The organism is Dysgonomonas sp. UBA7710, from assembly GCF_002482385.1.
Taxonomy (GTDB): domain Bacteria; phylum Bacteroidota; class Bacteroidia; order Bacteroidales; family Dysgonomonadaceae; genus Dysgonomonas.
On record NZ_DLFW01000035.1, the window covers coordinates 64603 to 87424 of the forward strand.

Consider the following 22822-nt stretch of genomic DNA (forward strand, 5'->3'; position numbering starts at 1 on the left):
CTGAAAATATTTATTATGAAACCTACTTTGTATGTACTAGCTGCCGGTATGGGAAGCCGCTATGGCAGCCTTAAACAAATGGACGGGCTCGGGCCTAACGGCGAAACGATCATGGATTATTCCATTTATGACGCCCTTAGAGCGGGATTCGGGAAAGTTGTTTTTGTCATCCGTAAATCATTTGACAAGGACTTCCGTGAAAAAATCGTTTCTAAATATGAAAACCATATTCCGGTAGAAGTAGTTTATCAGGAACTGGACAATCTGCCGGAAGGATTTGAACTGCATCCCGACAGACAAAAGCCATGGGGTACGAATCATGCCGTAATGATGGCTAAAGATGTTATCAAAGAACCATTTGCTGTGATTAATGCCGACGACTTTTACGGCCGTGAGAGTTATGCTATTCTGGCTGAGCAGTTAAATAAAATGAACGGTACCGAAAACCATTATTGCATGGTAGGCTATCGTTTGAGCAATACATTGTCTGAAAGCGGGGCAGTAGCCAGAGGTGTTTGTGAAACAGATGACAATCATTTTCTGAAAAGCGTGGTTGAACGTACGCATATCGAACGTAAAGACGGAAAGATTCAATATAAAGATGCCGAAAATTATTGGTTCGAACTGCCTGAAAATGCTCCTGTATCGATGAATATGTGGGGATTCACACCGGATTATTTCGAACATTCCGAAAAATATTTTATCAAATTCCTCGAACAAAACGCCGGTAATCACAAGGCTGAATATTTTATCCCGTTGATGGTGGACCACCTTATAGTAAATAAGACAGCCGATGTGAAGGTTTTGGATACTCCTTCCAAATGGTTTGGTGTCACATATGCCGAAGACAGGGCAGGGGTAGTGGAAAAATTACAAAAGCTGGTAGAAAAAGGAGAGTATCCAAGCCCATTGTGGAAATAATGCGGATTAGGTTATTTTATCTTTTTTAGGTACTTAATATCGTATAAATTTGTTACTTTTGTAACGATTAAAGGATTTATTCTATTCATAATTATTATAAATAAAAAATTCAAAAACAATGGTAAGTTACAAAGACTTGGGATTAGTGAACACTAAAGAAATGTTTGCTAAAGCAGTAAAAGGCGGATATGCAATTCCTGCGTTCAATGTTAACAACATGGAGCAGTTGCAGGCTATCGTACAGGCTGCTGCTGAAACAAAGTCACCGGTTATCGTACAGGCATCTAAAGGTGCCCGTCAATATGCAAATCCTATCTTGTTGCGTTATATGCTTCAAGGTGCTGTAGAATATGCAAAAAGCTTAGGTTGGGAAAAACCGCAAATCGTACTTCACTTAGACCATGGCGATACTTTCGAAACTTGTAAAGACTGTATCGATTCAGGATTTTCTTCTGTGATGATCGACGGTTCTCACCTTCCATATGATGAAAATGTAGCACTTACTAAAAAAGTAGTGGAATACGCTCATCAGTTCGATGTAACAGTTGAAGGTGAACTAGGAGTATTAGCCGGTGTAGAAGACGAAGTGTCTGCAGAACACCACACCTATACAAAACCTGAAGAAGTAGTAGACTTCGTTACAAAAACAGGATGTGATTCATTGGCTATTTCTATCGGTACTTCTCATGGAGCAAACAAATTTACTCCGGAACAATGTACAAGAGACGCTAACGGTCACCTTGTTCCGCCTCCATTGCGTTTCGACGTATTGGAAGAATGCGAAAAAGAACTTCCGGGATTCCCTATCGTACTTCACGGAGCATCTTCTGTACCACAAGAGGAAGTTGAAACTATCAACAAATATGGTGGTGCACTTAAAGATGCAATCGGTATCCCTGAAGAACAACTTCGCAAAGCTGCAAAATCAGCAGTATGCAAAATCAATATCGACTCTGACAGCCGTCTGGCTATGACTGCTGCTGTACGTGAAGTATTTGCTACTAAACCTGCTGAGTTTGATCCTCGTAAATATCTTGGACCAGCTCGTGATAATATGAAAAAACTATACAAGCACAAAATCGAAGCAGTGCTTGGCAGTGCAGGAAAAGCTTAATATCAATAAGCCTAAATAAAAGAAGGAAGCTGTCCCGATGGGGCAGCTTCTTTTTTTATAATAAGTAATCGTTTCAATTTGTAGCTGAAATAATTAATCAAGGCTGCATCCCCCGGCGACCCGAAACCGCAGCTTCGGTGGGGCAAAATAATACGGAATCATCTTTAGCCGGATTATCCCCCGCTGGCGCGGATTTCCAGTCCGTGTCTTGTTGACAGGGCAAAATGTTTGCTACGCAACACACAGACGGGACGTCTGCGCGAGCGGGCGCTTTACGGATTGGGTACCCCGCCTGCGGGACGAGGCCGGAATCGCGACGCGGCGACAAGACAAAGGCTCTTCAGGCTTTAGCCATATGTGCATCAGCCAACTCGTAACTTGTAACTGCCCGCAGGGCGTAGTAACTTGTAACTAAAAACAGAACGTTTAAATACAACTATTTAATCTCTATAATAACCCACAGAATGATTTATAATATTTCTTTTTGTTTATCTATACATAGAAGCTATATACAGGAAGGTTCTTTGAAATGATTTGAAATTTTATTGTGGTGTTTTAATAATGGAGAAAGTAACAGGTAAGAAAGTTAGGAAAAACTGTTACATTTGTTACCTTTTAACTATATATCTAAAATAAAGGTTAATTCAATGGGGCTTTTTATCGTATTTTAGTTAAAATTTAATTGCGGATATATTAGAGATGTTACTTTTTGCGAGTAATAGTAACAGGTACTAAGACACAAGTCTTTCATTTATATACCCGATTTTCGGATAAATCAGTTTTTATAAGTATTTTTGCTTGCGGAATTTGGAAATTAAGGTCGCGGGCCTGGTTGTTATTTTGTAAGTGTAACAACAATAGTTGGTTATGGCTAAATAGCTTTATAATAAATATTTTACAATACTTATTTACTAAAAAAACGAGTAATTCTATTTCACGAAAGATATGACAACATTCGATAAAGCGGTTGAATTGCTACCTGCCAAAGGTTATCTGAATATGGAGATACCAAAAGGAATCAATCTGATAGAGGAGATCAACCGTATGCGGAAAGAGAAGAATGCTATTATTCTCGCGCACTACTATCAGACAGGCGATATTCAGGATATTGCTGACTTTTTAGGCGATAGCCTGCAACTGGCGCGTGCAGCCGAAAAAACGGATGCAGACATGATTGTATTTTGCGGTGTTCATTTCATGGCAGAGACTGCGAAAATTCTTAATCCAACCAAGAAAGTCGTATTACCCGATTTACTGGCTGGCTGTTCTTTGGCCGATTCCTGTTCGGGCGAAGGCTTGAGAGAATTGAAAAAGAAGCATCCCGGAGCTATTGTGGTAAGCTATATTAATTGCGATTCGGGAGTAAAAGCCGAAAGCGACATCATAGTAACTTCATCCAACGCCGAGCATATCATCAATTCGCTCCCCGAAGAGCAAAAAATAATATTTGCTCCGGATAAGAACCTCGGGCGATATATCAATCAGGTGACAGGTCGTAATATGATACTTTGGGATGGTGCCTGTATTGTGCATGAAGCATTTTCACTGGAACGGATAGCAGAGCAAATGCTCAATCATCCGAAAGCGAAGTTGATAGCGCATCCGGAGGCTCAGAAACCGGTATTGCAGGTTGCTCACTATATTGGTTCCACAGCTAACCTGTTGAACTATGTTGTAAATGATGCGGCAGAAGAGTTTATAGTAGCCACCGAAGAAGGTATATTGCACGAGATGCGTAAACGGGCACCCGGAAAGAAACTTATTCCGGCACTTACTATCGATGATAAATGTAATTGCAGTGAATGCCATTTCATGAAATTGAATACAATGGAAAAATTGTATCTGTGTATGAAATACGAGCTTCCTGAAATCCTGATGGATGAAGAAATACGAATTAAAGCCCTGCGTCCGATAAATAAGATGCTGGAACTTTCGAAAGCAATTAAATAGATAATAGGAAATTAAGAATTAAGAATTAAGAATGAAAAATGGCACAGATGCTTAGTAATTCATAATTCATAATTCTTCATTCATAATTTTTTAATTTATAGAATGATATATACAGATGTTCTGGTAATCGGCTCTGGCATATCCGGACTTTCTTATGCAATGAAAATAGCGCAGCAGAAGCCCGGAGCCAAAGTTACGGTTATAACCAAATCGGATGATGAAGAGTCGAATACAAAGTATGCCCAGGGAGGTGTAGCTGTAGTAACAGACTTTACAAAAGACAGTTTCGAAAAACATATTGAAGATACCCTGCGTGCCGGAGACGGATTATGCAAGAGAGAAGCTGTGGAAGTAGTGGTAACGGAAGGCCCTGAACGTATCCGCGAAATAGTCGAGTGGGGGGCTAACTTCGATAAAAATGAGTTTCAGACGTATGATCTGGGGCGTGAAGGCGGTCACACTGAAAACCGTGTAGTGCATTATAAAGATATTACCGGAGCAGAAATAGAGAGGGCCTTATTGAAAGCTATCGAGCGGCTGCCGAACGTGGAACTACTCAATCACCACTATGTGATAGACCTTATTACGGAACATCATATACCCGGTGAATCATTCGATAAATACAATCTGAATTGTTATGGGGCCTACGTTCTCGACCTGAAGACGCAACGCATAAAGAAGATGTCGGCCAAAATAACACTTATGGCAACAGGCGGATGCGGGCATGTATATAAGAATACAACCAATCCGATAATTGCTACGGGAGATGGTATTGGTCTGGCACACAGGGCAAAGGCAAGGATCAGCAATATGCAGTTCATCCAGTTTCACCCGACAGCGTTTTACAGTCTCACCACCGGGCAACTGCCGTTGATATCGGAAGCTGTAAGAGGATTCGGGGCAAAGTTGTGTACAGCATCCGGCGAACCGTTTATGCACAAATACGATAACCGGGAAGAACTTGCTTCGCGCGATATTGTGGCCCGTGCTATCGATAGCGAAATGAAGCTGAGGGGAGATGATTATGTATGCCTCGATTGCCGCCATCTCGATCAGCGAAAGTTTATGGAACATTTCCCCAATATTTACAAGCAGTGCAAAGATGCGGGACTGGATATGTTCAGGGATCTGATTCCGGTTGTTCCTGCCAGTCATTACCTGTGCGGAGGTATTGATGTAGACTTATTCGGACAAAGCACAATCAAAAATATGTTTGCCGTGGGCGAATGTTCCAATACGGGATTGCACGGAGCAAACCGCCTGGCATCAAATTCCCTGCTCGAAGCATTGGTTTTTGGTCATCGTGCAGCCGTAAAAACGTTGGAACGACTCAGTGAAGACAATTTTAACTATGAACAGCTTCTTAAAATTCCGGAATGGGATCAGGAAGGAATGAAGGTAAACGAAGAAATGGTTCTGCTGAATTATCTGCGCAAGGAATTGCAAACACTGATGAGCGATCTGGTGGGTATAGTTCGCAGTAACAGACGCCTAAAACTGGCGAAGCAAAAGGAAGAGGAAATATATAAGTCGGTGAAAGAAATATATAACTTTTCCATCTTGTCGCCTCAGTTATCAGAATTGCGGAATCTGGTTAGTGTCGCATTCCTGATAATAACCCAAAGTATGGAACAAACAGAAAACAGAGGTACATTTTATAATAAAGATTTGGATAAGAAATGAATAGACCGCCTTATGTTACAGATGAAAGGCTATATCATTTTATAGATGAAGCTATAAAAGAAGATATAGGCGACGGTGACCACTCTACTTTAGCCAGTGTTCCGGCCGATCTACAGCGAAAAGCCCGCCTGCTTATCAAGCATGATTGCATTTTGGCAGGGGTAGACCTTGCTCAGGAAATATTCCATTATTATGATAAGAGCCTGGAAATAGAAGTATATAAAAATGATGGAGATAGCGTAAAAGAAGGCGATATTGCTTTCATAGTATCCGGTTCGGCCCGTTCCATTCTTACAATGGAGCGATTGGTACTGAATTGTATGCAACGGATGAGCGGTATAGCCACTTATACGCACGAAATGGTGGAGCTATTGGCCGATACCGATACCCGCATACTCGACACCCGCAAAACATCGCCTATTTTCCGCATGTGCGAGAAATGGGCTGTGTATATCGGCGGGGGAAAGAATCACCGTTACGGGCTTTTTGATATGATAATGCTGAAAGACAATCATAACGATTATGCCGGAAGTATTACCAAAGCCGTGGAAGCTACAGTGAAATATCTGAAAGAGATAGGAAAAGATCTGCAAATAGAAGTGGAGACCCGTAACCTGAAAGAAGTGGAAGAAGCGTTGGCAACCAAAGCCGTGGATGTGATTATGCTCGACAATATGTCTATCTTTGAAATGGCAGCCGCTGTGCAACTCATCAATGGCGCTGTTAAAGTAGAAGCATCAGGCGGTATTACGAAAGAATCCGTGCATGCAATAGCTGAGACGGGCGTGGACTATATCTCTTCGGGTGCAATAATATATGCTGCTCCGAATATTGATCTGAGTCTGAAAGCCTTTTAAGAAAAGAATTTATGAATTAATTCCAGACACTTTGTTTGATAATAGCTGATTAAAGGAACTTATTGCTGGAAAGCCCCTGTAAGACTGGCTTTCATATCTAAATTTAGTGAAAATATCTATATAAAAAGTAACAAGTAGTCTTTATTGACTGTCTGAATAAACTTCTCTCGCTACATTGGGGTTTTATCTTTATAAAGGATTTTAAAAAGATAATACTTATGCTTTATGAACAAAATGCCTATCCCAATAATTGAATCGGCACTGCGTAAGAAGCCGATCAAAATGCCTGAAGAAATATATAATGCGAGTGGTATTAATATTTTTGGTAAACGATTGAAGTCATTGGTCTTTTCTACCGACTTGGCTATTATTAAAAATAATAATGCAGACGGAGTGATTGCTGTTTATCCTTTTACTCCTCAGATTGCGATTAATCAAGCAATTATAGAAATCTCTCCCACGCCGGTGTTTTGTGGTGTAGGAGGGGGGATTACCAGTGGGCAGCGCTCGATTGATATTGCAATTAATGCAGAATTAAACGGGGCTTATGGTGTAGTTCTGAACGCGCCCGCACCCAACAATCTTATATCCGAAATGAAAGCGAGACTGGACATCCCTATTGTTATAACGGTGGTATCTGGAAAAGAAGACATCGAATCGAGAATTGAGGCAGGGGTATCGATATTTAATGTTTCAGGAGGCTCGAACACTGCAAATATTGTTCGTAATATCAGGAAGAAACATCCCGAGTTTCCCATAATAGCAACAGGAGGACCTACTGCGGAAAGTATTCTCAGCACGATAGAAGCCGGAGCGAATTTGATAACGTATACACCGCCTACAACCGGAAAGTTATTTTCCGCGATTATGGATGACTATAGAGAGAGATTATGACTAAAAAGAGAGGGTGTTCTTATACGACACCCTCTTTATCCCACTCTTTTTATTGGCAATTATTTCTTATAGACTTATTTTTCACGATTTCCGGTTTCGGCTTCCACCCATTCGTCATTGCAATTACAGTATTGGCATATATTCTTTTCTCCTGCATTTATTATTCCTGTATATCCACAATAAGTGCAGGCATATATACCGGAGTGTTTTATGTGCTTGGTCTTCTTCTCCAGATAGTCCGGCCATATAGGTAATCCGGCTTTAATATCCGGAGAATTATAGAATAAAATGCTTAGTTCTCCACTTGTTTCCAATATGGCGCTTTCCACTTGCCCCAAATGAAAAATATGCTGGTGTCGAAGTATTGAAAAGAATTCATCCATTGCCAGTTCTTTATGTTTTAATGATTCTTTTGATGCTTTCCCCTCATGGATAATGCAAAACGGTTTCCCTTCAAGGATTGTTTCCATTTTTTCTGAATGCTCAATCAGTTTGGTAATGAGCCAGTAGGAAAGGAAAACAATAATGAAAACGATTAGAGCATACAGAATTCCGACTTCTTTATATATCATGGGATCACCCGCGGCAGAGCCAAGTGCGATAATAATCAGTAATTCAAAAATAGAGAGCTGCTTCACAGCCCGTTTTCCGGTGAGGCGCAGGCCAGCGAAAAGAAGGAGAAACATTATCATGGAGCGGATGGCTATTTCCGCAAGAAAAATAAAGTTTTCAGTACCGAAAAAAATATTTTGCCAATTCATAGTTCCTTCATTTTTAATTTAAGTCCGTTGATTATCCACTGCATTTTATTTCTAACAATAGATAATAAATTATTGTTTAATATTGAGCTATATAGATATGATTATTGCTAAACTAAGCTGTATTCATAAAACAAACACACAGAGGTAAAAGGAAATAAAATAAGGTTTTCTTTTAAAGGGAAGAAAGGTATCTACCACGATATAAGTCTGCGAAATTCGAAATTAGCAAGAATTATCCAATAATGTAAGGAAATTCCCGGTAAAGAGCTATTCCAGTATTATGATGAGGGCGGGAAGCATAAAACCATTGATTTTTAGAAAAAGGATAATCCGCCAATTTACTTCACCTTATATCCGACCCTCAGGAACGTGAAAAATCCTCTTTATAGAAATATAAAGGGGATTTTCCTAAACATTAATTGTATATAGATTGACCAATTAATATTTCAAAGAATCGTTACCACTTTTATTTATCAAAGTAGAATCTTTTACTTCTACAGGATCACTAGGCGTCTCTACTTTTTTGTTATTAGTACAACTCAAAGAGAAAATCGCTATAACTACGGGTAAGAGAATTAATATTTTCTTCATAACGTTAAAAATTTAGTATGATATTATTACTCAGGTAATTCCTCTTTTGGAACTTTTTGTTTAATGATATTTAGCCAGTCATTTTTCTTTTCACTCCATATTGTATATTGTTCATCATTGAGTACTCCTTTTAAATTGGTATCCAATGTCGAATCAAACTCTTTCACCATATCATCGGATAATGGTGTGGTAGTGAAGAGAACCATAGTGTAGGCTGTATTATAATTCGCAACAGCCTCTTTCTGGTCCTGAGTGAGATCAAGACTCTCTGCCATTGTATTCGTTAGTAGAGTTGCAGCTTCTTTTGCCGCTTCCGTTCGCTTGTCGTTCTGGGCGAACCCCACCGTTGTAGATAGTAATATCGTGAATACTAACACGATACTTTTTCTAAAATAGATTGCTTTCATGATGGATATTTATTTAGTTAATAAAAAAACACTCAATGCCGGCTTATAGTTAAAAAACATGTCAAACATCTAAGCTGTTGCAATAAAGATGATTAATTAATTTATATTATAAATCCTACACAGAATTATACATACTCAAACCATATAGGTATAAATGGTTAATAGATACAGTAAAAATGAAAAATCACTCTATATTTGTATGTGTGATGATTCACTTTATTTAGCCTGAACAGAATATCTACAAAAGGTCAAGTATGAGTAGCAAGAACTTTGAGAAGACAGGGCATGAATAGAGTAGGGTAGTGGAATAAATAAAAGATAAGAAAAGTGTAATAGATCAATTTTAAATGAGAAAAATAAGCCAGACATCAGATAAGATATTTTTTACTTCAGATCACCATTTCGGACATGATGGAATTATAAAGTTTGCTAACCGGCCATTTAAAAGTCTCAAAGAAATGGATGAAACCCTTATTCATAACTGGAATAAAATTGTTCCATCAGATGGATTAACCTTTGTATTAGGGGACATTGGTTTTTGTGATAAGACCTGTATTGTAGATATCTTCACCCGGCTAAACGGCCGTAAAATATTAATAAGAGGAAATCACGACAGCAATTATTCTGAGAATATATTATTATCTATTTTCGACGAGGTTCATGACTTACTATACGTCAGAATACAGGATAGTATTACTTTGAAATATTTGTATATGGTATTATGTCATTATCCTTTACTGGACTGGCAAGGATCTTTTAAAGGTTCGTGGCAGCTTTTCGGTCATTTACATACAAGAGATTTGGTTGAGTTTACCACATTAAAGACCAGATTATTTGCTTCACAATATGATGTTGGAGTGGATAATAATAATTTCGAACCAATATCTTTCCTTGAACTGAAAGATATAATGAGAATTCAGTCTGAAAACCCAATTTTTAAGAAAACTAATTACTACTAAAGCCAGATGTAAACATCCGGCTATTTCTTTTTTGTATCTTTGATATGATGAATTATTTAACTCTCACATAATAGACAAACAGATATGGCTTCTACTAAAGATATTGAAAACATAAATGATATTAAGAGAATGGTTAATACATTTTATGGTAAAGTCCGTAAAGATAATTTGATAGGACCTATATTTAATGATAAAATACAAAACCATTGGGATGAGCATCTCAATAAATTACATTCTTTTTGGCAAAGTATTTTGCTCAAGGAACAGACGTATTTCGGATACCCATTTCCCCCTCATGCGCAACTGCCTATCAATAAAACGCACTTTGACAGATGGCTATCTCTTTTCACAGAGACAGTGGATGATCTGTTTTCCGGACCTGTGGCAGATGAAGCTAAGAATAGAGCCTATAATATCGCTGATATATTTCAAGGCAAACTCGATTATCTTCATAAAAAGTCTGGAAATAAGTTTCGTAGTACAGAATAAATGAAGAGGACAACATTATGTCCCAGAACAGGCTATACTAGCTAATATTAACTTCTCGGGTGAAGTATAAAAATACATTTTAACTATTTGCTAAGCGATTATTTCATAGCTTTACATCAAAATTAAATATAGTGGAGCAAGTTAGTATTAAGATAAAAGCTTTAAATCCTGTAATTAAAACCAAAACGTCTCTCATCATTGAAGAAATTTCAAAATTTGCAGGTATTTCGTTAATTGAACTGAATGATGAAGATCCATATTCTTTCGTATTTACCTTTACTGCCGAAGCAGACTCTGACATTACGGATTTGACTGATAAAATAAGGGCATTACTCCGGTTTCATGGTTCTACCATTCTCTCATTAAGCAAAGGATAAGTAGTAGTAAATTAAAATTTTACTATTCTAAAATTTTTATATATTTTCCCCGCAGGATTGATCGTAAAGAGTTTTCCTATTTATTTGACGTCCGGGTCTTAATGCCTTCTTTATGATCCGGATTGGTGAAAAACTGCAATCTTTATTTCCGTTTTCGGTTGAAACCGAAGACATTTTCTCTTTCGTCCCTGATGCCTTTCAATTTATTTTTTATAAGTTGGGCCGCTATCATGCTGAATGTAATTCCATTTCCGCCATAGCCCAATGCATAAAACATTCTATCTGCTCCCGGCCATGTACCTATATATGGCAGGCCATCGTCGGTAGAACTAAAGGTACCACACCAGGCCATATCTGTTTTGAAAGGAATATCAGGGAATAATTTTTTAAATTTCTTTTCAAGGATGGATACTTTCTTTCTCAATAAACTATCCCTTTTTACAGGGTCTTTGAAGTCTTCGTCTTCTCCTCCTACAATAATACGGTTCTCATTATCGGTACGGATGTATATATATGGTTCTTTTGTTTCCCATATAAGGCTCTTTTTATGCCATATATATTTTTCATCGACAGGTTCTGATACTAATGCATAAGTAGAAGTCAGTTTCATAACCTGTTTTGGCAGGAATTTACCAGCTTCAAATCCGGCTGCAATTATTACATACTTGGAGCTTATCTTATATCCGTTGGTTGTTTGTAATTCATAACCGGCGGATTTTTCCTTAATTTTGGTAACTTCGGTATTCGTAAAAACCTTTAAACCACTTTTATGAATATGGAAATCGATTAAATGAGTAGCAGCCTTATAAGCATCTATCTGTGCCGATTCGTTATTTTCAAGTGCACAGGATGCCCGAAAACCATATTTATCAGACAATACTTTTTTATCTAAAAGGGTTACCGGCAATTTATATTTTTCCCTTATTTCATATTCTCTTTCTATAAGTTTTACACCCTTCTTATCACTCGCAAAAAAAACGCTGGGTACTCTTTCAAAATCAGGATCAAAGCCAATACCTTTAAATACATTTTCTATATCCGTTATTGATTGAAGGCAGGATCGGTAAGCCTGTACAGCTAAATCTTCATCAATAATTTTCACCATATCGCACAAAGGCGTATCTATTTCATACTGTAGCAGGGCTGTGCTGGCAGTAGAACTGCCCGTGGTTATACTTCGTTTATCTACTATAGCACATTTTATCCCGGCATTGCATAATTCATGAACAACTAAGCACCGGTAATCCCGGCGCCTATAATTATAACATCTGTATTGAAATCCGATTCTAAAGGATTGAAATAGTTGTAAAGTGGATTTTTAGCGATCCAATACGGTAAGCCCGAATATAAGTCCATAAATATGTATTTGATTTATAAGATTATTTATATGTAGCTAATCCTTTTTTACTGAATAGGTTTTCCTTCTGTTGTCAGTCTTATAAAGAGACAAATATATTTAAGTTATAACGCACTAATCCGCTGATTTTTTGAATAATGATATTATCCAAAGTAAAACAACAGCTCCTATGACAGACATTAATAGCACGCCTAATATTCCACCGGTGGTTATACCTAACAACCCATAAATCCATCCGCCCAAGAAACTTCCCACTAATCCGACTATAAGGTTTATTATCAGGCCAAAACCTCTGCCTTTCATTATCCATCCGGCGATTGCTCCGGCTGCGATACCAATAATAATGGTCCAAAGAATTCCTAATCCTTCCATAATATTTCAATTTTTAATTATACATCAACTGTTACTGTTTTATTAGATCAGTATAAAATTATACCGTATAGCAAAGGTGCTTTTTACTTTTTGGATTTTATTACGTTATGACGCAAACAGATTCTCAGATAATAAACTGAGAGTATCTCTACTTTTTCCCTTTCTTGTTCGATATAGGTTTAGAGGCAAAGTCTTCCAGCTCCTTTTCAGTCATACTATCTGCGACTTTTTTCACTTCATCACTCACATTTTTGGTTTCTCCCCTTTTATAGGCAAGGGCAGCACCCATTAATCGTCTCTGTTTTTCACTTTTTGCAGGCATAAAATATTTTTTTTAATTAGATATTCTATGTATTATAAACAGTAAGTGAAAACTAATTGTTCGTGAGATAGTGTTATGGATCTCTTCAATACCTTCTTTTGAGTCCTCTTACATATCTTCTGGTAGAGGACAAAATACAATTCCTTGTTTGTATATCGAAATTTAATTTTTTTTACAAAAAAAGGTTAGTAAAAAGCAAAAATAAGCAAAACGGTTAAAACCGTTGTTATACAAAGCTTTGTAAAATTGTAGTCTTAGTTTGGAACTCGGTGTCTGATAGGTTTTGTGCTTAAAATGACAAGGTTAGGTTACTAATTCGTTACCGATTGACAACGGTAACAATACAACTTAACTGATTATACTTCAGTCTTTTGCTCTGTTTTCTCTATTTCCTTGTAACTCAATGTAATTTAATTTTAAACATTAAACATTCGAGTTATGGAGCAGACAAAAAAATCGACGTTCAAACTGCTTTTCTATCTGAAAAAGAACGAACTGAAAAAGAATGGTAACGCCCCAATTATGGCACGTATTACCATTGATGGAACACCTAAAACTTTGGGAACAAAGTTAGAAATTGACCCTAATAATTGGGATTTAAAATACGGAAGAGTTGAGGGCAAAAGTGCCACAGCTTTGAGCATTAACAAAAAACTGGACAATATACGAGGGCGTATTGACAAGATATATGAAGATATGCTGAAGCACGAGGGCTTTGCTACTGCCCAAAAAGTAAAATTATCTTTTTTGGGTGTAGGTGTAATGGATGATGCAATACTAAAAGTCTTTAACGACCAAAATGAAGATTTTAAAAAATTGGTTGAAAAGGAAGAACGCTCCCAGAGTACCTATAATAAATATATCACTGTTTACAATCATCTTACCACATTTATAAAAGAGCGTTATCATCGTGATGATATGGCTTTTCGGGAATTGACTGCCGACTTTATTCGTGAGTTTGATTTTTATCTTCGATATGATTTACAGTCCTCTCATAATACGGTCTGGGTTTACACAATGCCTGTATTAAGTCTGGTTGAATTGGCTATTAAGAAAGGTTTGATACGTGATAATCCGTTTCAGGATTATGAAATTAGTATGGAAGAAACCGACAGAGGGTACATTCTTAAAGAAGATGTTGAAAGATTTATGCTATGCGTACCATCGCACCCACGCTATGAACTTGTAAAAGACCTTTTTATTTTCAGTTGCTTTACCGGACTTGCATACGCAGATATTAAAAAATTGACAAGAAACAATATTCAATCATTCTTTGATGGACATCAGTGGATTATCAGCAAGAGGAAAAAATCAGATGTTGCATCCAATGTTCGACTAATGGAAATACCAAAACGCATCATTGAAAAATATCAGGGCACAACAAGAAATGAATTTATCTTCCCCGTTCCGACCAATGCAACCTGTAATACCCACGTAGGTAAATTGATTGGAAAAGCAGAAATTATTACAGAACAAAAAGTAACCTTTCATACGGCAAGACATACTTTTGGAACAATGTTCTTGACCGAGGGTGTACCACTTGAAAGCCTTAGCAAAATGATGGGACATAAAAATATTGCTACTACTCAGATTTATGCTAAAATCACAAGCCAGAAAATCAGTAAGGATATGGACTTAGTTGCCCCAAAATTTCAAGCTATGGAAGAAGCATTTTTAACAGCAATCTGATTAATCTTTATTACTTCATAAGCGAGCAGAACTTAACGGTTCTGCTTTTTTTATGCCCTCATTAATCCATTTTCAAATCTCTATCACAGGCTTTCATAGCCTGGTCATTTATTCTAAAAGGTTTATTAGATAATAAATTTTCCACAATCAACCGGTAAAAAGGCAGCTAAGTTATAGCGGGCTGCCATCGCACCTCCCCAACCAAAAGACTACGGCATAATGGCAAGGCAAAATGATGGCTTCGCCGGTTGTAGTGTGTTGCCTTGCCACCCTCCGGGACTTATTCCGTTTCCTTTTGGTTTTTCCGCATAGCCCGCTTGGATTATCTGCTTTCTTTTTTCCGGTTTTTCTTTTGGAAAAATGATTTGCGAAGCGAAGCGGAGAAAGCCACTAACAGGGAGCAGGAAGCGAAGAAAGCGAACGTAACAAAATGTAAAACTTTTAAAACAGGACGATTATGAACATCATTGGAAGACTGACAAAAGATGCGGAAGTACGCACATTGTCGAACGAAAAACAGGTAGTAAACTTCTCAGTTGCGACCAACGAAAGCTACCGTAACAAACAGGGCGAACGTGTAGAGCAAACAACCTATTTCGATTGTGCCTACTGGCTATCGGCAAAAGTAGCAAACCTGCTTACAAAAGGCACATTGGTAGAACTCACGGGCAGGGTAAGCACAAGGGCGTGGATAGGCAAAGACGGCGAAGCACGTTCGGGGCTAAACTTCAATACCTCACAAATCAAATTACACGGAGGTAGCAAGAAAGTAGAAACCGTACAGGCTACTGCTGCACAATCTGAAAGCAACGGATTTACATCGCAGGGAGTAAATGACGACCTCCCATTTTAACAACTAACATTCAATCATTTTTTAACTATCAAAATTTCAAACATTATGGCACATAATATCAATTTCAACGAGAGAACAGGACGTTATTCATTCTTTAGCGTTCAACAAAAAGCGTGGCACGGTTTAGGGCAAATCGTGGAGCAATACCCAACAAGCGAAGAAGCTATTATACACGCAGGGTTAGATTATGAGGTCGAAAAATCCCCTCTATTTACCAAAGGTTCGGGCATTATCGAAACTGCCAACGGCATAGAGATAGGCAGTAGCGAATTAGCTGTACCTAACTATTTCGCCAACATACGCACCGATAACAATGCAGTATTGGGCGTAGTCGGCAAGGATTACCACATTGTACAAAACCGTGAAGCCTTTAATTTCTTTGATGCTATTGTAGGTGGTGGCGAGGGCATTCTATATGAAACCGCAGGAGCGTTAGGCAACGGAGAACGCATTTTTATCACAGCGAAACTACCCGACTATATCCGTGTAGGCAATGGCGATGATGTAACGGAAAAGTACATTTTCTTAACCACTTCGCACGATGGTAGCGGAAGTATCACAGCCGCATTTACTCCTATCAGGATTGTATGCCAAAACACACTGAATGCCTCACTACGCAGTATGACCAATGTAGTTCGTATCAAACACACTTCGGGAGCAAAACAACGTATCGAGAACGCCCACAAGATTATGGGACTTGCCAATACTTTGAGCAACCAATTAGAGGGTATTTTCAACGAGTGGACAAAAGTAAAAGTGAATGACCGAGAAGTAAGAAAGCTAATCCAGTTGGCACTTTGCCCAAACAAGGAAACGCTTGACCTTATCAAAAAAGGTGCAGACGATGAAATTTCCACCGTGTTCAAAAACACCGTTGAGGACGCATTTGCATACGCTATGATAAGCGACACACAGCAAATGGATACCACCAAAGGTACATTGTTCGGAGCTTATAACGCTGTTACAGGCTACTATCAGAACGTAAGAAATTATAAGAATGATGAAGCCAAATTACAGAGCATTGTATTGGGTGGAACTGCACAACTCAAATCACAGAAAGCATTTGAATTATGTACTGCATTTGCTTTGGACGGTGCGGAAATCCTAAACCTTAATTAAATAATAACAGGCTACCGCCTTAAACGGTGGTAGCCTACTATAAAAAATCAATATGGAAGCGAATACAATAGAAGAAGCAAAAAATCTGGCTAAAGCACAGAGCCTTGAAAAGAAGCACATAGACGAAACCATACACATTATTTACTGCAATAGAACAGAAAAATTCTATGTAGATACTAACGGTTTAATACGCCTTTGGGAACAATCATTCGGCTACTATGTAAATGGGATTTATACCTCCGAAAAATTAAACTCTTAACAGCAAAGCAATGTACATCACAGATTTAAACGGTTGCCTAATTGAAGTAACAGACCTTGACGAAGCCATAAGAATAACGGCAGACTACAAGGAATACAGGCATAAGGATAAAAGTTTTTCGGAGTTTGACAAAAGGCAAAAAGCCTATTGGGTGGATATGTACGAGAAACTGACAGCAATCAAAGAACAAGTAACAACACATTAAAATTTAAGAGCAATGAACACAAATTTTTTCAATCAGATACAGCAATTGGATTTTACAGGAGTATTGCAACTGAACATTTCTAAGGGAGTAGAAAATAACCTAATTGTATCGATTATTCTCAACAATGAGCAATGCGGAGATAGTGCCAAAAACCTCATTCCCCCATTGACATTTAACGCCACGCCCCAAGAGTTTGACGAGGGATTTTTTCAGCAGATAACCGCACCTATACAAACCGTTTCGGGTTTAATGGTCGATATGGAAGCCTTTATGAAGCAAATGGAAGCAGTCAAAATGCAATCCGAAATGGAGAAGCAGAAAGCCGAGAAAGCCAAAAAGGAAAAAGAAGCCAAAGACAAGAAATACAAAGACGGTATGGCAAAGGTGGACGAGCTGGAGAAAGAGGGCAAATTCCGTGAAGCGTGGATGAAAGTACCTGACATTACGGAGTTTCCCGAAAAAGCAGATGAGATACGCAAACGCAAAACATCATTGTCCGACAAGTTTGCAACACCGAGCCTTTTCGGAGCAATGGAAGAACCAACCGCAGAGCCACTACAAACGGTAGAAGCTACTGCCGATTATCCCATTGATGAAGCAGACGAGAACGAAGAACAGTATTAACCCTTAAAATCGAATTTATGTTATTAGCAACAGTATTACCGAGAGTTTTTATACTCAAAGATAAAGGACAGGAAATCACATTGACCGACCCCGAAACAGGTTGGAGCGTGGAAGCAGTAATGAATTTTTACGCCAATATGTACCCGATTTTGACAACTGCAAAGGTATCAGCACCGAAGATTAAGGACGATGCAGTCGAGTACAGATTTGAAAGCGTAATGGGGACAAAAGGATAATTTAAAACCGTAAAGCAATGAACTATGCAACGCAACAAAATATCGGGAACAATCCATATACCCGAACAGCAAAGGCAACAGAAGTTGCACCAACAGTTGGGCGAGTTCGCACAATGGATGCAAAGACCAAAAGACGCAGACCAAGTACAAAAAGACAAACGGAAATCCGTACCGATAGCAATGCTACCAATGGTTTTTTAAAATGTACGTTTCTGCCTAAATTGAAAACAGCACAATCTGTACAGGCTTGTAAGAAATCGGAAAGGGATTTTTATCAGTCCCTTTCCAAACTTGCCGCGCATTACAGCATTGAGCCAATGCCAACCCAACAGGATTACGGTTATCCCTACAATATGGTACTGGCTATGTGGGATATGGACACTAAAATGAAACGAAGCCTTAGAAATTGGGACGGTTTTAAATTGATACTGGACAGTAAGAAAACCTTTTTAACGAGTGAGGAAAGATACGACACAGGTACAACGCTGTTTTACATTCCTATTGTTCCACTCTTTGAAATGTTGCACGACAAACAGCGAAAACACACCGCACATTTACTGACTTCGGTTTGCAGTTATCTGTACCATATTGCCCGAATACCGTATTACAGACAGGAGGACAGTTATTTGTATTGGCTGTATGAAACGCATAAAGATTGGATAGATAATGACGATGAAACGGAAGAAACCGAAAGTTATAAAAATGAATTGAGGAAAGCGGAAACCATTGGCGACAAGATTGAGCAGAAGTTATACAACCGTATCAATCTAACGGTATTTGAACAGCGTTTAAGCCGTTTTAAAAGCCGTGATACATTTGACCACGAATGTTGGAAAGTGGCTTGTAATGCCTTTGCTCTTTACACGGAATACCCGACAGCAAGTATTTTCCGAAACGAACCAATGCCCGAACAAGACCCCTATACCGATGATTGCGAAAACGAAGTTATCGGAATGGAAAAGTATATTTCCTTTATCGCAGATACTAAAGGTTGGTTGTATGAAAGCGTTAAAGACTGCATCAACAACGAGTTTAACGAGTGCGGAGTATTGGAAGAACCGACCATTAGCAAAGCCTTTGACGGCAAGAAAATATCGGTTGGAAACCTTGATTTTGAGAACCGAATGTTTGAACTATTGGACGACCTTTCATACCTATTGAATAATTATAAAACCACAGAATAATGAACAATGCAACCGACATAACAGCAAATTTCGGAACGCTTTATTTTCCTAAATCAGCATTGGTTTTTTACGAAACCAACAGCACAGAGAAAGAAACCTATGTAGAGCATTTCGATATGGATAAGGATGGCAACCCTATCAATGCCCACCCATTGACCGTAAAAGAAGCCAATGTTTTGGCAAAGTGTTTACAGACCGATGAAGAAAAGAACACCGCCTTTTTAAAGTCAAAAGGAATTTTGCCTACCAATGTTCTGCATATCAATCCGAACCTTGATAAAGGCACTGTGCTATGGTACACCAAAGCACAGCAAAGGCAACTGTATTTTGTGGACGGTTTGGACATTCCCAACGGAATGGCACAAGTACCTGCAATGCTTTGGTTAGCGAGTAAAAGCAGTCTGACTGTATTTGCTTTGGCAAACGACAGAAGACCCACCGAGAAAACACCTTTGCATTACGCCCCATTTTTCAATATCTACGAAAAAGGCAACGTATGTATGGGAACAGTAAGCATTGACATTAAAAATTCGGCTTCGGTTGAAGAATTTATACAGGCTTGGGAGCATTATTTTTTCAATTCTTATTTCAGCCATTCATTGTGCGAGAACTTGACCAAAAAGAACATCGTAACCCTTTGGAAAGACCTTGTTCATACAAACAAACCCTTTCCGAAAGAAGCATTAAAAAAGAACAGTAAAACCCTTAAAAATCTATTGTGATGAATAACGAGAAAACAAAAATACATTTCACAGATAACTATCTGTTAAACCCAACCAACCCGATTACAGTAAACCTTATCGGAGCAGGTGGCACAGGCTCAAAAGTATTGACAGCCTTGTTAGAGATAAACGAAAGTCTGACGGCTTTGGGACACGCAGGATTGTCCGTAAGGTTGTGGGATGATGATATTATCACGACTGCAAATTTAGGCAGACAGCGTTTTTTTGAAAGTGAAACAGGATTGTATAAATCCGTTGCTTTAATTAACCGTGTAAACCGTTGTATCGGTACGAATTGGAAAGCCGAGAACCGAAAATTTGAAAAGGATAATTTCGGACAGATACCCGAAGAAGCACAGGCGACCATTACAATTACTTGCGTAGATAATGTACAGGCAAGGTTTGGTGTTGCTGAAATACTGAAAGCATTAAGCAACCGCAGAAATTACCGAGATACCCCAAAGTATTGGCTGGATTTCGGCAATAGCCAAAATACAGGACAAGTGCTGTTATCTACAATCGGGGAAATTAAACAACCCAACTCAGAAAAGTACCAAACGGTGGCAAGCCTGCCATTTGTTACAGAAGAATTTGGCGAATTGCTGATGCAATCCGAACAAGAGGACAACACACCAAGTTGCTCACTTGCCGAAGCATTGGAACATCAAGATTTGTTTATCAATTCATCATTGACACAAATGGGTTGCTCCTTATTGTGGAATTTGTTTCGCAGGGGAATGACCGAATACAAAGGTTTTTTTCACAATCTGAAAGACTTCCGAACCCACCCGATAAAAATCGCCTGACCCGAAAAGTCGGGCGGCAAAAAGACAGATCCTCCCGATGGTCGGGCAGTCTTTTTGCTTTAGATAGGTGCAACTCCATTGCCAAAATGCACCACACACAATTCCTTCTTCTTCATTTTAGCAAACAGGTTGCAGCATTATTGCGTGGGATATTCTTTATCCCATTTTTTGTATCATAACAACTTCTTTTCTTTCTACATAAGCGACCAAAGAAAAGAAGCAAAAGAACGTCGCTATATTGGTTTTGATTTCGATTATGGGAGTAGAAGCACTTTTTTAAATTCACTAAATTTGTATTCTAACAAATCAGATATATGGGAGGTGTAAAACAGAGGTGGCTTGAATTGGAAAGTAGAAATTTAAGTAGTATTCCAGATAAGAACATTTGTATCAAGCATTTTGAATACAAAAGTATTAACCGTTTCATTAAAAAAAACTATCAAGATGGCTTTTGCGATTATTGTGGCAAGGAATTAAAAGTCGTTCCCCTTGAAGATTTAATGGAATTTATTATGGATGGCATTTCAAATTTCTACGAAGATGCTGCCAATTTTATGAGTTACAATTCAAGAGAGGGCGGTTATCTTGGAGAAATTTATACTCCTGACGAACTCATTCAAGAACACATCGAATTAAACGCTGAGCCGTTTGAAGTTATAGAAGACATCGTTAACTCAATTGAAGATATTGCTTGGGCTCAACCGGACTTGTATTATGACAATATTAAAGATGATTTAGAATTTCAGTGGAAATACTTTAAGGATATTATTAAACATAAATCCCGTTATCTTTTTTCGTCTGGAGATAGTGACCAACCTAAAGCATTACACATATTACAAGAGGTTGGCAAGCTAATATCAAAATTAAATATAATAAGGGAAATCCCGGCAGGAACAAAACTTTATCGTTGCAGACAGCACGACTTCAAAACACATTTTACTGAATTTGACGAAATTTCGGCTCCACCAAATAAAAAAGCAATTTATCCGAATAGGTTTAGTCCTTCAGGAATATCAATGTTTTATTCTGCGTTTGATATTGATACAGCAATTTTGGAAACAATAAGCAGGACAGATAAATACAAAAAGTATGTTACGATTGCAGAATTTGAAACATTAGAAAATCAGATTGTTGTTGATTTTAATAAGTTGCCTAAAATCCCAAGCATTTTCGGAATTAGAGATAAGAAACGATACTACCTTATCTTATTCCTTTACTCATTTGTAAGAGATATAACTCAACAAATTACTAAAGATGGAAAAGAGCATACCGAATATGTTCCAACGCAAGTTGTTACTGAATTTTTAAGGTATCCATTTAATAAAAATAGAAAGAATAAAATATCGGGAATTATTTACCCCTCTTCACAAAATAGAAATCAGAAATCGGCAGTGTTTTTTTGGGATGACGAATTAAGTAAAGAAAAGGTAAAATTGAATAAATTAGAACGGAGGAAAATCATTTAAATGAAAATTGACACAAAAGACATCGTAAAGCAATCTGAAAAATTCGCATTAAATGTAGCTGACCAAATTTCTAAAATTACGGTTCAACCATTTTGTGAAATATCTTTTCATTCCTTGCAGTTTAGAGATAAAGCAACACTAAAAAAGCACATAGATAAAATACCCAAAAGTGATAATCCACTTATCTATATATTACGAGTTCAGTCCCCAAAAAAGGTAAAAAGATTAATTGAATATTTTGAAAACTATCATTCTGCAAACAAGCTAAAAACAAAGAATAAAGATAGAGTTAATCTTTCCCGATACAACAAAACTTCATCGGATGTATTATACGTTGGAAGCTCAACAACAGATTTCAGGACAAGAATTAAAAATCATCTTGGTACAGAGGGAACGAGAGTTTATAGTTTACATTTATGCAAGTGGGACAATTGTTTAGAATATGATTTGAATATTTTTGCATACGAAGTCATTTCGGAAAGTAATGAAACTATCGAGCGTTTCATTGTCGAAATTCTTGAACAGCAGTTTTGGGATAAACTAAGCCCAATATTTGGCAAACGCAGTGGTTTATAAACCTACAAGAATAAATTGAGCAACTGAAT

Annotated in this window: 25 protein-coding genes and 1 pseudogene; 21 read left to right on the plus strand and 5 right to left on the minus strand. The window is 38.0% G+C overall.

Annotated features, from left to right (window positions below; genetic code table 11):
• Window positions 1-15 precede the first annotated feature (15 nt).
• The 6 genes from B3317_RS10740 (at window position 16) to B3317_RS10765 (ending at window position 7419) form a co-directional block, all read left to right on the plus strand.
• Window positions 16-921 (plus strand): sugar phosphate nucleotidyltransferase, encoded by a 906-nt coding sequence (locus B3317_RS10740; protein ID WP_291111339.1) that lies wholly within the window; start codon window positions 16-18, stop codon window positions 919-921.
• 118 nt (window positions 922-1039) lie between these two features.
• Window positions 1040-2035 (plus strand): class II fructose-bisphosphate aldolase, encoded by a 996-nt coding sequence (locus B3317_RS10745; protein ID WP_291111341.1) that lies wholly within the window; start codon window positions 1040-1042, stop codon window positions 2033-2035.
• A 945-nt stretch (window positions 2036-2980) separates the two neighbouring features.
• Complete coding sequence (gene nadA, locus B3317_RS10750; RefSeq protein WP_291111343.1) at window positions 2981-3985, plus strand: quinolinate synthase NadA; 1005 nt, start codon at window positions 2981-2983, stop codon at window positions 3983-3985.
• Between the two features lie 102 nt (window positions 3986-4087).
• Window positions 4088-5668: an L-aspartate oxidase gene (nadB, locus tag B3317_RS10755; protein WP_291111345.1), complete on the plus strand. Its 1581-nt coding sequence runs from the start codon at window positions 4088-4090 to the stop codon at window positions 5666-5668.
• Complete coding sequence (gene nadC, locus B3317_RS10760) at window positions 5665-6525, plus strand: carboxylating nicotinate-nucleotide diphosphorylase (protein ID WP_291111347.1); 861 nt, start codon at window positions 5665-5667, stop codon at window positions 6523-6525. The genes nadB and nadC overlap by 4 nt, the downstream gene beginning before the upstream one ends.
• A gap of 234 nt (window positions 6526-6759) precedes the next feature.
• On the plus strand, window positions 6760-7419 hold the full coding sequence (locus B3317_RS10765; protein ID WP_291111349.1) for a hydrolase: 660 nt from the start codon (window positions 6760-6762) through the stop codon (window positions 7417-7419).
• Between the two features lie 74 nt (window positions 7420-7493).
• On the opposite strand, the gene B3317_RS10770 is transcribed toward B3317_RS10765, so the two are convergent.
• Both B3317_RS10770 and B3317_RS10775 read right to left on the minus strand, forming a co-directional pair.
• Entirely contained in the window at window positions 7494-8180 is a 687-nt protein-coding gene (locus B3317_RS10770) for a DUF421 domain-containing protein (RefSeq protein WP_291111351.1), read from the minus strand.
• A 617-nt stretch (window positions 8181-8797) separates the two neighbouring features.
• Window positions 8798-9178 (minus strand): hypothetical protein, encoded by a 381-nt coding sequence (locus B3317_RS10775; protein ID WP_291111353.1) that lies wholly within the window; start codon window positions 9176-9178, stop codon window positions 8798-8800.
• Between the two features lie 347 nt (window positions 9179-9525).
• On the opposite strand from B3317_RS10775, the gene B3317_RS10780 reads away from it, so the two are divergent.
• The 3 genes from B3317_RS10780 to B3317_RS10790 all read left to right on the plus strand — a co-directional run bounded on the left by B3317_RS10780 (window position 9526) and on the right by B3317_RS10790 (window position 11003).
• Window positions 9526-10137, plus strand: coding sequence for a metallophosphoesterase (locus B3317_RS10780; protein WP_291111355.1), 612 nt, complete (start codon window positions 9526-9528; stop codon window positions 10135-10137).
• 84 nt (window positions 10138-10221) lie between these two features.
• Window positions 10222-10626, plus strand: coding sequence for a group III truncated hemoglobin (locus B3317_RS10785; RefSeq protein ID WP_291111357.1), 405 nt, complete (start codon window positions 10222-10224; stop codon window positions 10624-10626).
• A gap of 131 nt (window positions 10627-10757) precedes the next feature.
• The gene (locus B3317_RS10790; RefSeq protein ID WP_291111359.1) at window positions 10758-11003 is read left to right on the plus strand and encodes a hypothetical protein; all 246 of its coding nucleotides are present in this window, start codon (window positions 10758-10760) and stop codon (window positions 11001-11003) included.
• 142 nt (window positions 11004-11145) lie between these two features.
• On the opposite strand, the pseudogene B3317_RS10795 reads toward B3317_RS10790, so the two are convergent.
• The 3 genes and pseudogenes from B3317_RS10795 to B3317_RS10805 all read right to left on the minus strand — a co-directional run bounded on the left by B3317_RS10795 (window position 11146) and on the right by B3317_RS10805 (window position 13054).
• Window positions 11146-12359, minus strand: a pseudogene (locus B3317_RS10795) (NAD(P)/FAD-dependent oxidoreductase).
• A 115-nt stretch (window positions 12360-12474) separates the two neighbouring features.
• On the minus strand, window positions 12475-12732 hold the full coding sequence (locus tag B3317_RS10800; protein ID WP_291111361.1) for a GlsB/YeaQ/YmgE family stress response membrane protein: 258 nt from the start codon (window positions 12730-12732) through the stop codon (window positions 12475-12477).
• 148 nt (window positions 12733-12880) lie between these two features.
• Window positions 12881-13054, minus strand: a complete 174-nt coding sequence (locus B3317_RS10805) for a DUF3008 family protein (protein ID WP_291111363.1) — start codon at window positions 13052-13054, stop codon at window positions 12881-12883.
• 438 nt (window positions 13055-13492) lie between these two features.
• Between B3317_RS10805 and B3317_RS10810 the strand changes: the two genes are divergently transcribed.
• The 12 genes from B3317_RS10810 to B3317_RS10865 all read left to right on the plus strand — a co-directional run bounded on the left by B3317_RS10810 (window position 13493) and on the right by B3317_RS10865 (window position 22793).
• Window positions 13493-14743, plus strand: coding sequence for a site-specific integrase (locus tag B3317_RS10810; RefSeq protein ID WP_109568714.1), 1251 nt, complete (start codon window positions 13493-13495; stop codon window positions 14741-14743).
• A 457-nt stretch (window positions 14744-15200) separates the two neighbouring features.
• Complete coding sequence (locus tag B3317_RS10815; RefSeq protein ID WP_291111367.1) at window positions 15201-15596, plus strand: single-stranded DNA-binding protein; 396 nt, start codon at window positions 15201-15203, stop codon at window positions 15594-15596.
• A gap of 45 nt (window positions 15597-15641) precedes the next feature.
• Window positions 15642-16715 (plus strand): DUF932 domain-containing protein, encoded by a 1074-nt coding sequence (locus B3317_RS10820; RefSeq protein WP_109568716.1) that lies wholly within the window; start codon window positions 15642-15644, stop codon window positions 16713-16715.
• A gap of 52 nt (window positions 16716-16767) precedes the next feature.
• Window positions 16768-16974: a DNA-binding protein gene (locus B3317_RS10825; RefSeq protein ID WP_109568717.1), complete on the plus strand. Its 207-nt coding sequence runs from the start codon at window positions 16768-16770 to the stop codon at window positions 16972-16974.
• A gap of 10 nt (window positions 16975-16984) precedes the next feature.
• Window positions 16985-17179 (plus strand): hypothetical protein, encoded by a 195-nt coding sequence (locus B3317_RS10830; RefSeq protein WP_109568718.1) that lies wholly within the window; start codon window positions 16985-16987, stop codon window positions 17177-17179.
• Window positions 17180-17191: 12 nt separating this feature from the next.
• Complete coding sequence (locus B3317_RS10835) at window positions 17192-17803, plus strand: PRTRC system protein E (protein WP_109568719.1); 612 nt, start codon at window positions 17192-17194, stop codon at window positions 17801-17803.
• Window positions 17804-17820: 17 nt separating this feature from the next.
• The gene (locus tag B3317_RS10840) at window positions 17821-18039 is read left to right on the plus strand and encodes a PRTRC system protein C (protein ID WP_124986857.1); all 219 of its coding nucleotides are present in this window, start codon (window positions 17821-17823) and stop codon (window positions 18037-18039) included.
• A gap of 17 nt (window positions 18040-18056) precedes the next feature.
• Window positions 18057-19223, plus strand: coding sequence for a hypothetical protein (locus B3317_RS10845; RefSeq protein WP_291111373.1), 1167 nt, complete (start codon window positions 18057-18059; stop codon window positions 19221-19223).
• Entirely contained in the window at window positions 19223-19945 is a 723-nt protein-coding gene (locus B3317_RS10850) for a PRTRC system protein B (protein ID WP_109568721.1), read from the plus strand. The genes B3317_RS10845 and B3317_RS10850 overlap by 1 nt, the downstream gene beginning before the upstream one ends.
• Window positions 19945-20751 carry a PRTRC system ThiF family protein gene (locus B3317_RS10855; protein ID WP_291111375.1) on the plus strand — a complete coding sequence of 269 codons (807 nt, stop codon included), beginning with the start codon at window positions 19945-19947 and terminating at the stop codon, window positions 20749-20751. The genes B3317_RS10850 and B3317_RS10855 overlap by 1 nt, the downstream gene beginning before the upstream one ends.
• A gap of 314 nt (window positions 20752-21065) precedes the next feature.
• Window positions 21066-22217, plus strand: a complete 1152-nt coding sequence (locus B3317_RS10860; protein WP_291111377.1) for a HEPN-associated N-terminal domain-containing protein — start codon at window positions 21066-21068, stop codon at window positions 22215-22217.
• Complete coding sequence (locus B3317_RS10865) at window positions 22218-22793, plus strand: hypothetical protein (protein ID WP_109568724.1); 576 nt, start codon at window positions 22218-22220, stop codon at window positions 22791-22793.
• Window positions 22794-22822 lie beyond the last annotated feature (29 nt).

Coding starts and splice junctions, on each gene's coding strand:
- B3317_RS10740 (WP_291111339.1), top strand. CDS start 16: ATGAAACCTACTTTGTATGTACTAGCTGCCGGTATGGGAAGCCGCTAT.
- B3317_RS10745 (WP_291111341.1), top strand. CDS start 1,040: ATGGTAAGTTACAAAGACTTGGGATTAGTGAACACTAAAGAAATGTTT.
- nadA (WP_291111343.1), top strand. CDS start 2,981: ATGACAACATTCGATAAAGCGGTTGAATTGCTACCTGCCAAAGGTTAT.
- nadB (WP_291111345.1), top strand. CDS start 4,088: ATGATATATACAGATGTTCTGGTAATCGGCTCTGGCATATCCGGACTT.
- nadC (WP_291111347.1), top strand. CDS start 5,665: ATGAATAGACCGCCTTATGTTACAGATGAAAGGCTATATCATTTTATA.
- B3317_RS10765 (WP_291111349.1), top strand. CDS start 6,760: ATGCCTATCCCAATAATTGAATCGGCACTGCGTAAGAAGCCGATCAAA.
- B3317_RS10770 (WP_291111351.1), bottom strand. CDS start 8,180: ATGAATTGGCAAAATATTTTTTTCGGTACTGAAAACTTTATTTTTCTT.
- B3317_RS10775 (WP_291111353.1), bottom strand. CDS start 9,178: ATGAAAGCAATCTATTTTAGAAAAAGTATCGTGTTAGTATTCACGATA.
- B3317_RS10780 (WP_291111355.1), top strand. CDS start 9,526: ATGAGAAAAATAAGCCAGACATCAGATAAGATATTTTTTACTTCAGAT.
- B3317_RS10785 (WP_291111357.1), top strand. CDS start 10,222: ATGGCTTCTACTAAAGATATTGAAAACATAAATGATATTAAGAGAATG.
- B3317_RS10800 (WP_291111361.1), bottom strand. CDS start 12,732: ATGGAAGGATTAGGAATTCTTTGGACCATTATTATTGGTATCGCAGCC.
- B3317_RS10805 (WP_291111363.1), bottom strand. CDS start 13,054: ATGCCTGCAAAAAGTGAAAAACAGAGACGATTAATGGGTGCTGCCCTT.
- B3317_RS10810 (WP_109568714.1), top strand. CDS start 13,493: ATGGAGCAGACAAAAAAATCGACGTTCAAACTGCTTTTCTATCTGAAA.
- B3317_RS10815 (WP_291111367.1), top strand. CDS start 15,201: ATGAACATCATTGGAAGACTGACAAAAGATGCGGAAGTACGCACATTG.
- B3317_RS10820 (WP_109568716.1), top strand. CDS start 15,642: ATGGCACATAATATCAATTTCAACGAGAGAACAGGACGTTATTCATTC.
- B3317_RS10825 (WP_109568717.1), top strand. CDS start 16,768: ATGGAAGCGAATACAATAGAAGAAGCAAAAAATCTGGCTAAAGCACAG.
- B3317_RS10830 (WP_109568718.1), top strand. CDS start 16,985: ATGTACATCACAGATTTAAACGGTTGCCTAATTGAAGTAACAGACCTT.
- B3317_RS10835 (WP_109568719.1), top strand. CDS start 17,192: ATGAACACAAATTTTTTCAATCAGATACAGCAATTGGATTTTACAGGA.
- B3317_RS10840 (WP_124986857.1), top strand. CDS start 17,821: ATGTTATTAGCAACAGTATTACCGAGAGTTTTTATACTCAAAGATAAA.
- B3317_RS10845 (WP_291111373.1), top strand. CDS start 18,057: ATGAACTATGCAACGCAACAAAATATCGGGAACAATCCATATACCCGA.
- B3317_RS10850 (WP_109568721.1), top strand. CDS start 19,223: ATGAACAATGCAACCGACATAACAGCAAATTTCGGAACGCTTTATTTT.
- B3317_RS10855 (WP_291111375.1), top strand. CDS start 19,945: ATGAATAACGAGAAAACAAAAATACATTTCACAGATAACTATCTGTTA.
- B3317_RS10860 (WP_291111377.1), top strand. CDS start 21,066: ATGGGAGGTGTAAAACAGAGGTGGCTTGAATTGGAAAGTAGAAATTTA.
- B3317_RS10865 (WP_109568724.1), top strand. CDS start 22,218: ATGAAAATTGACACAAAAGACATCGTAAAGCAATCTGAAAAATTCGCA.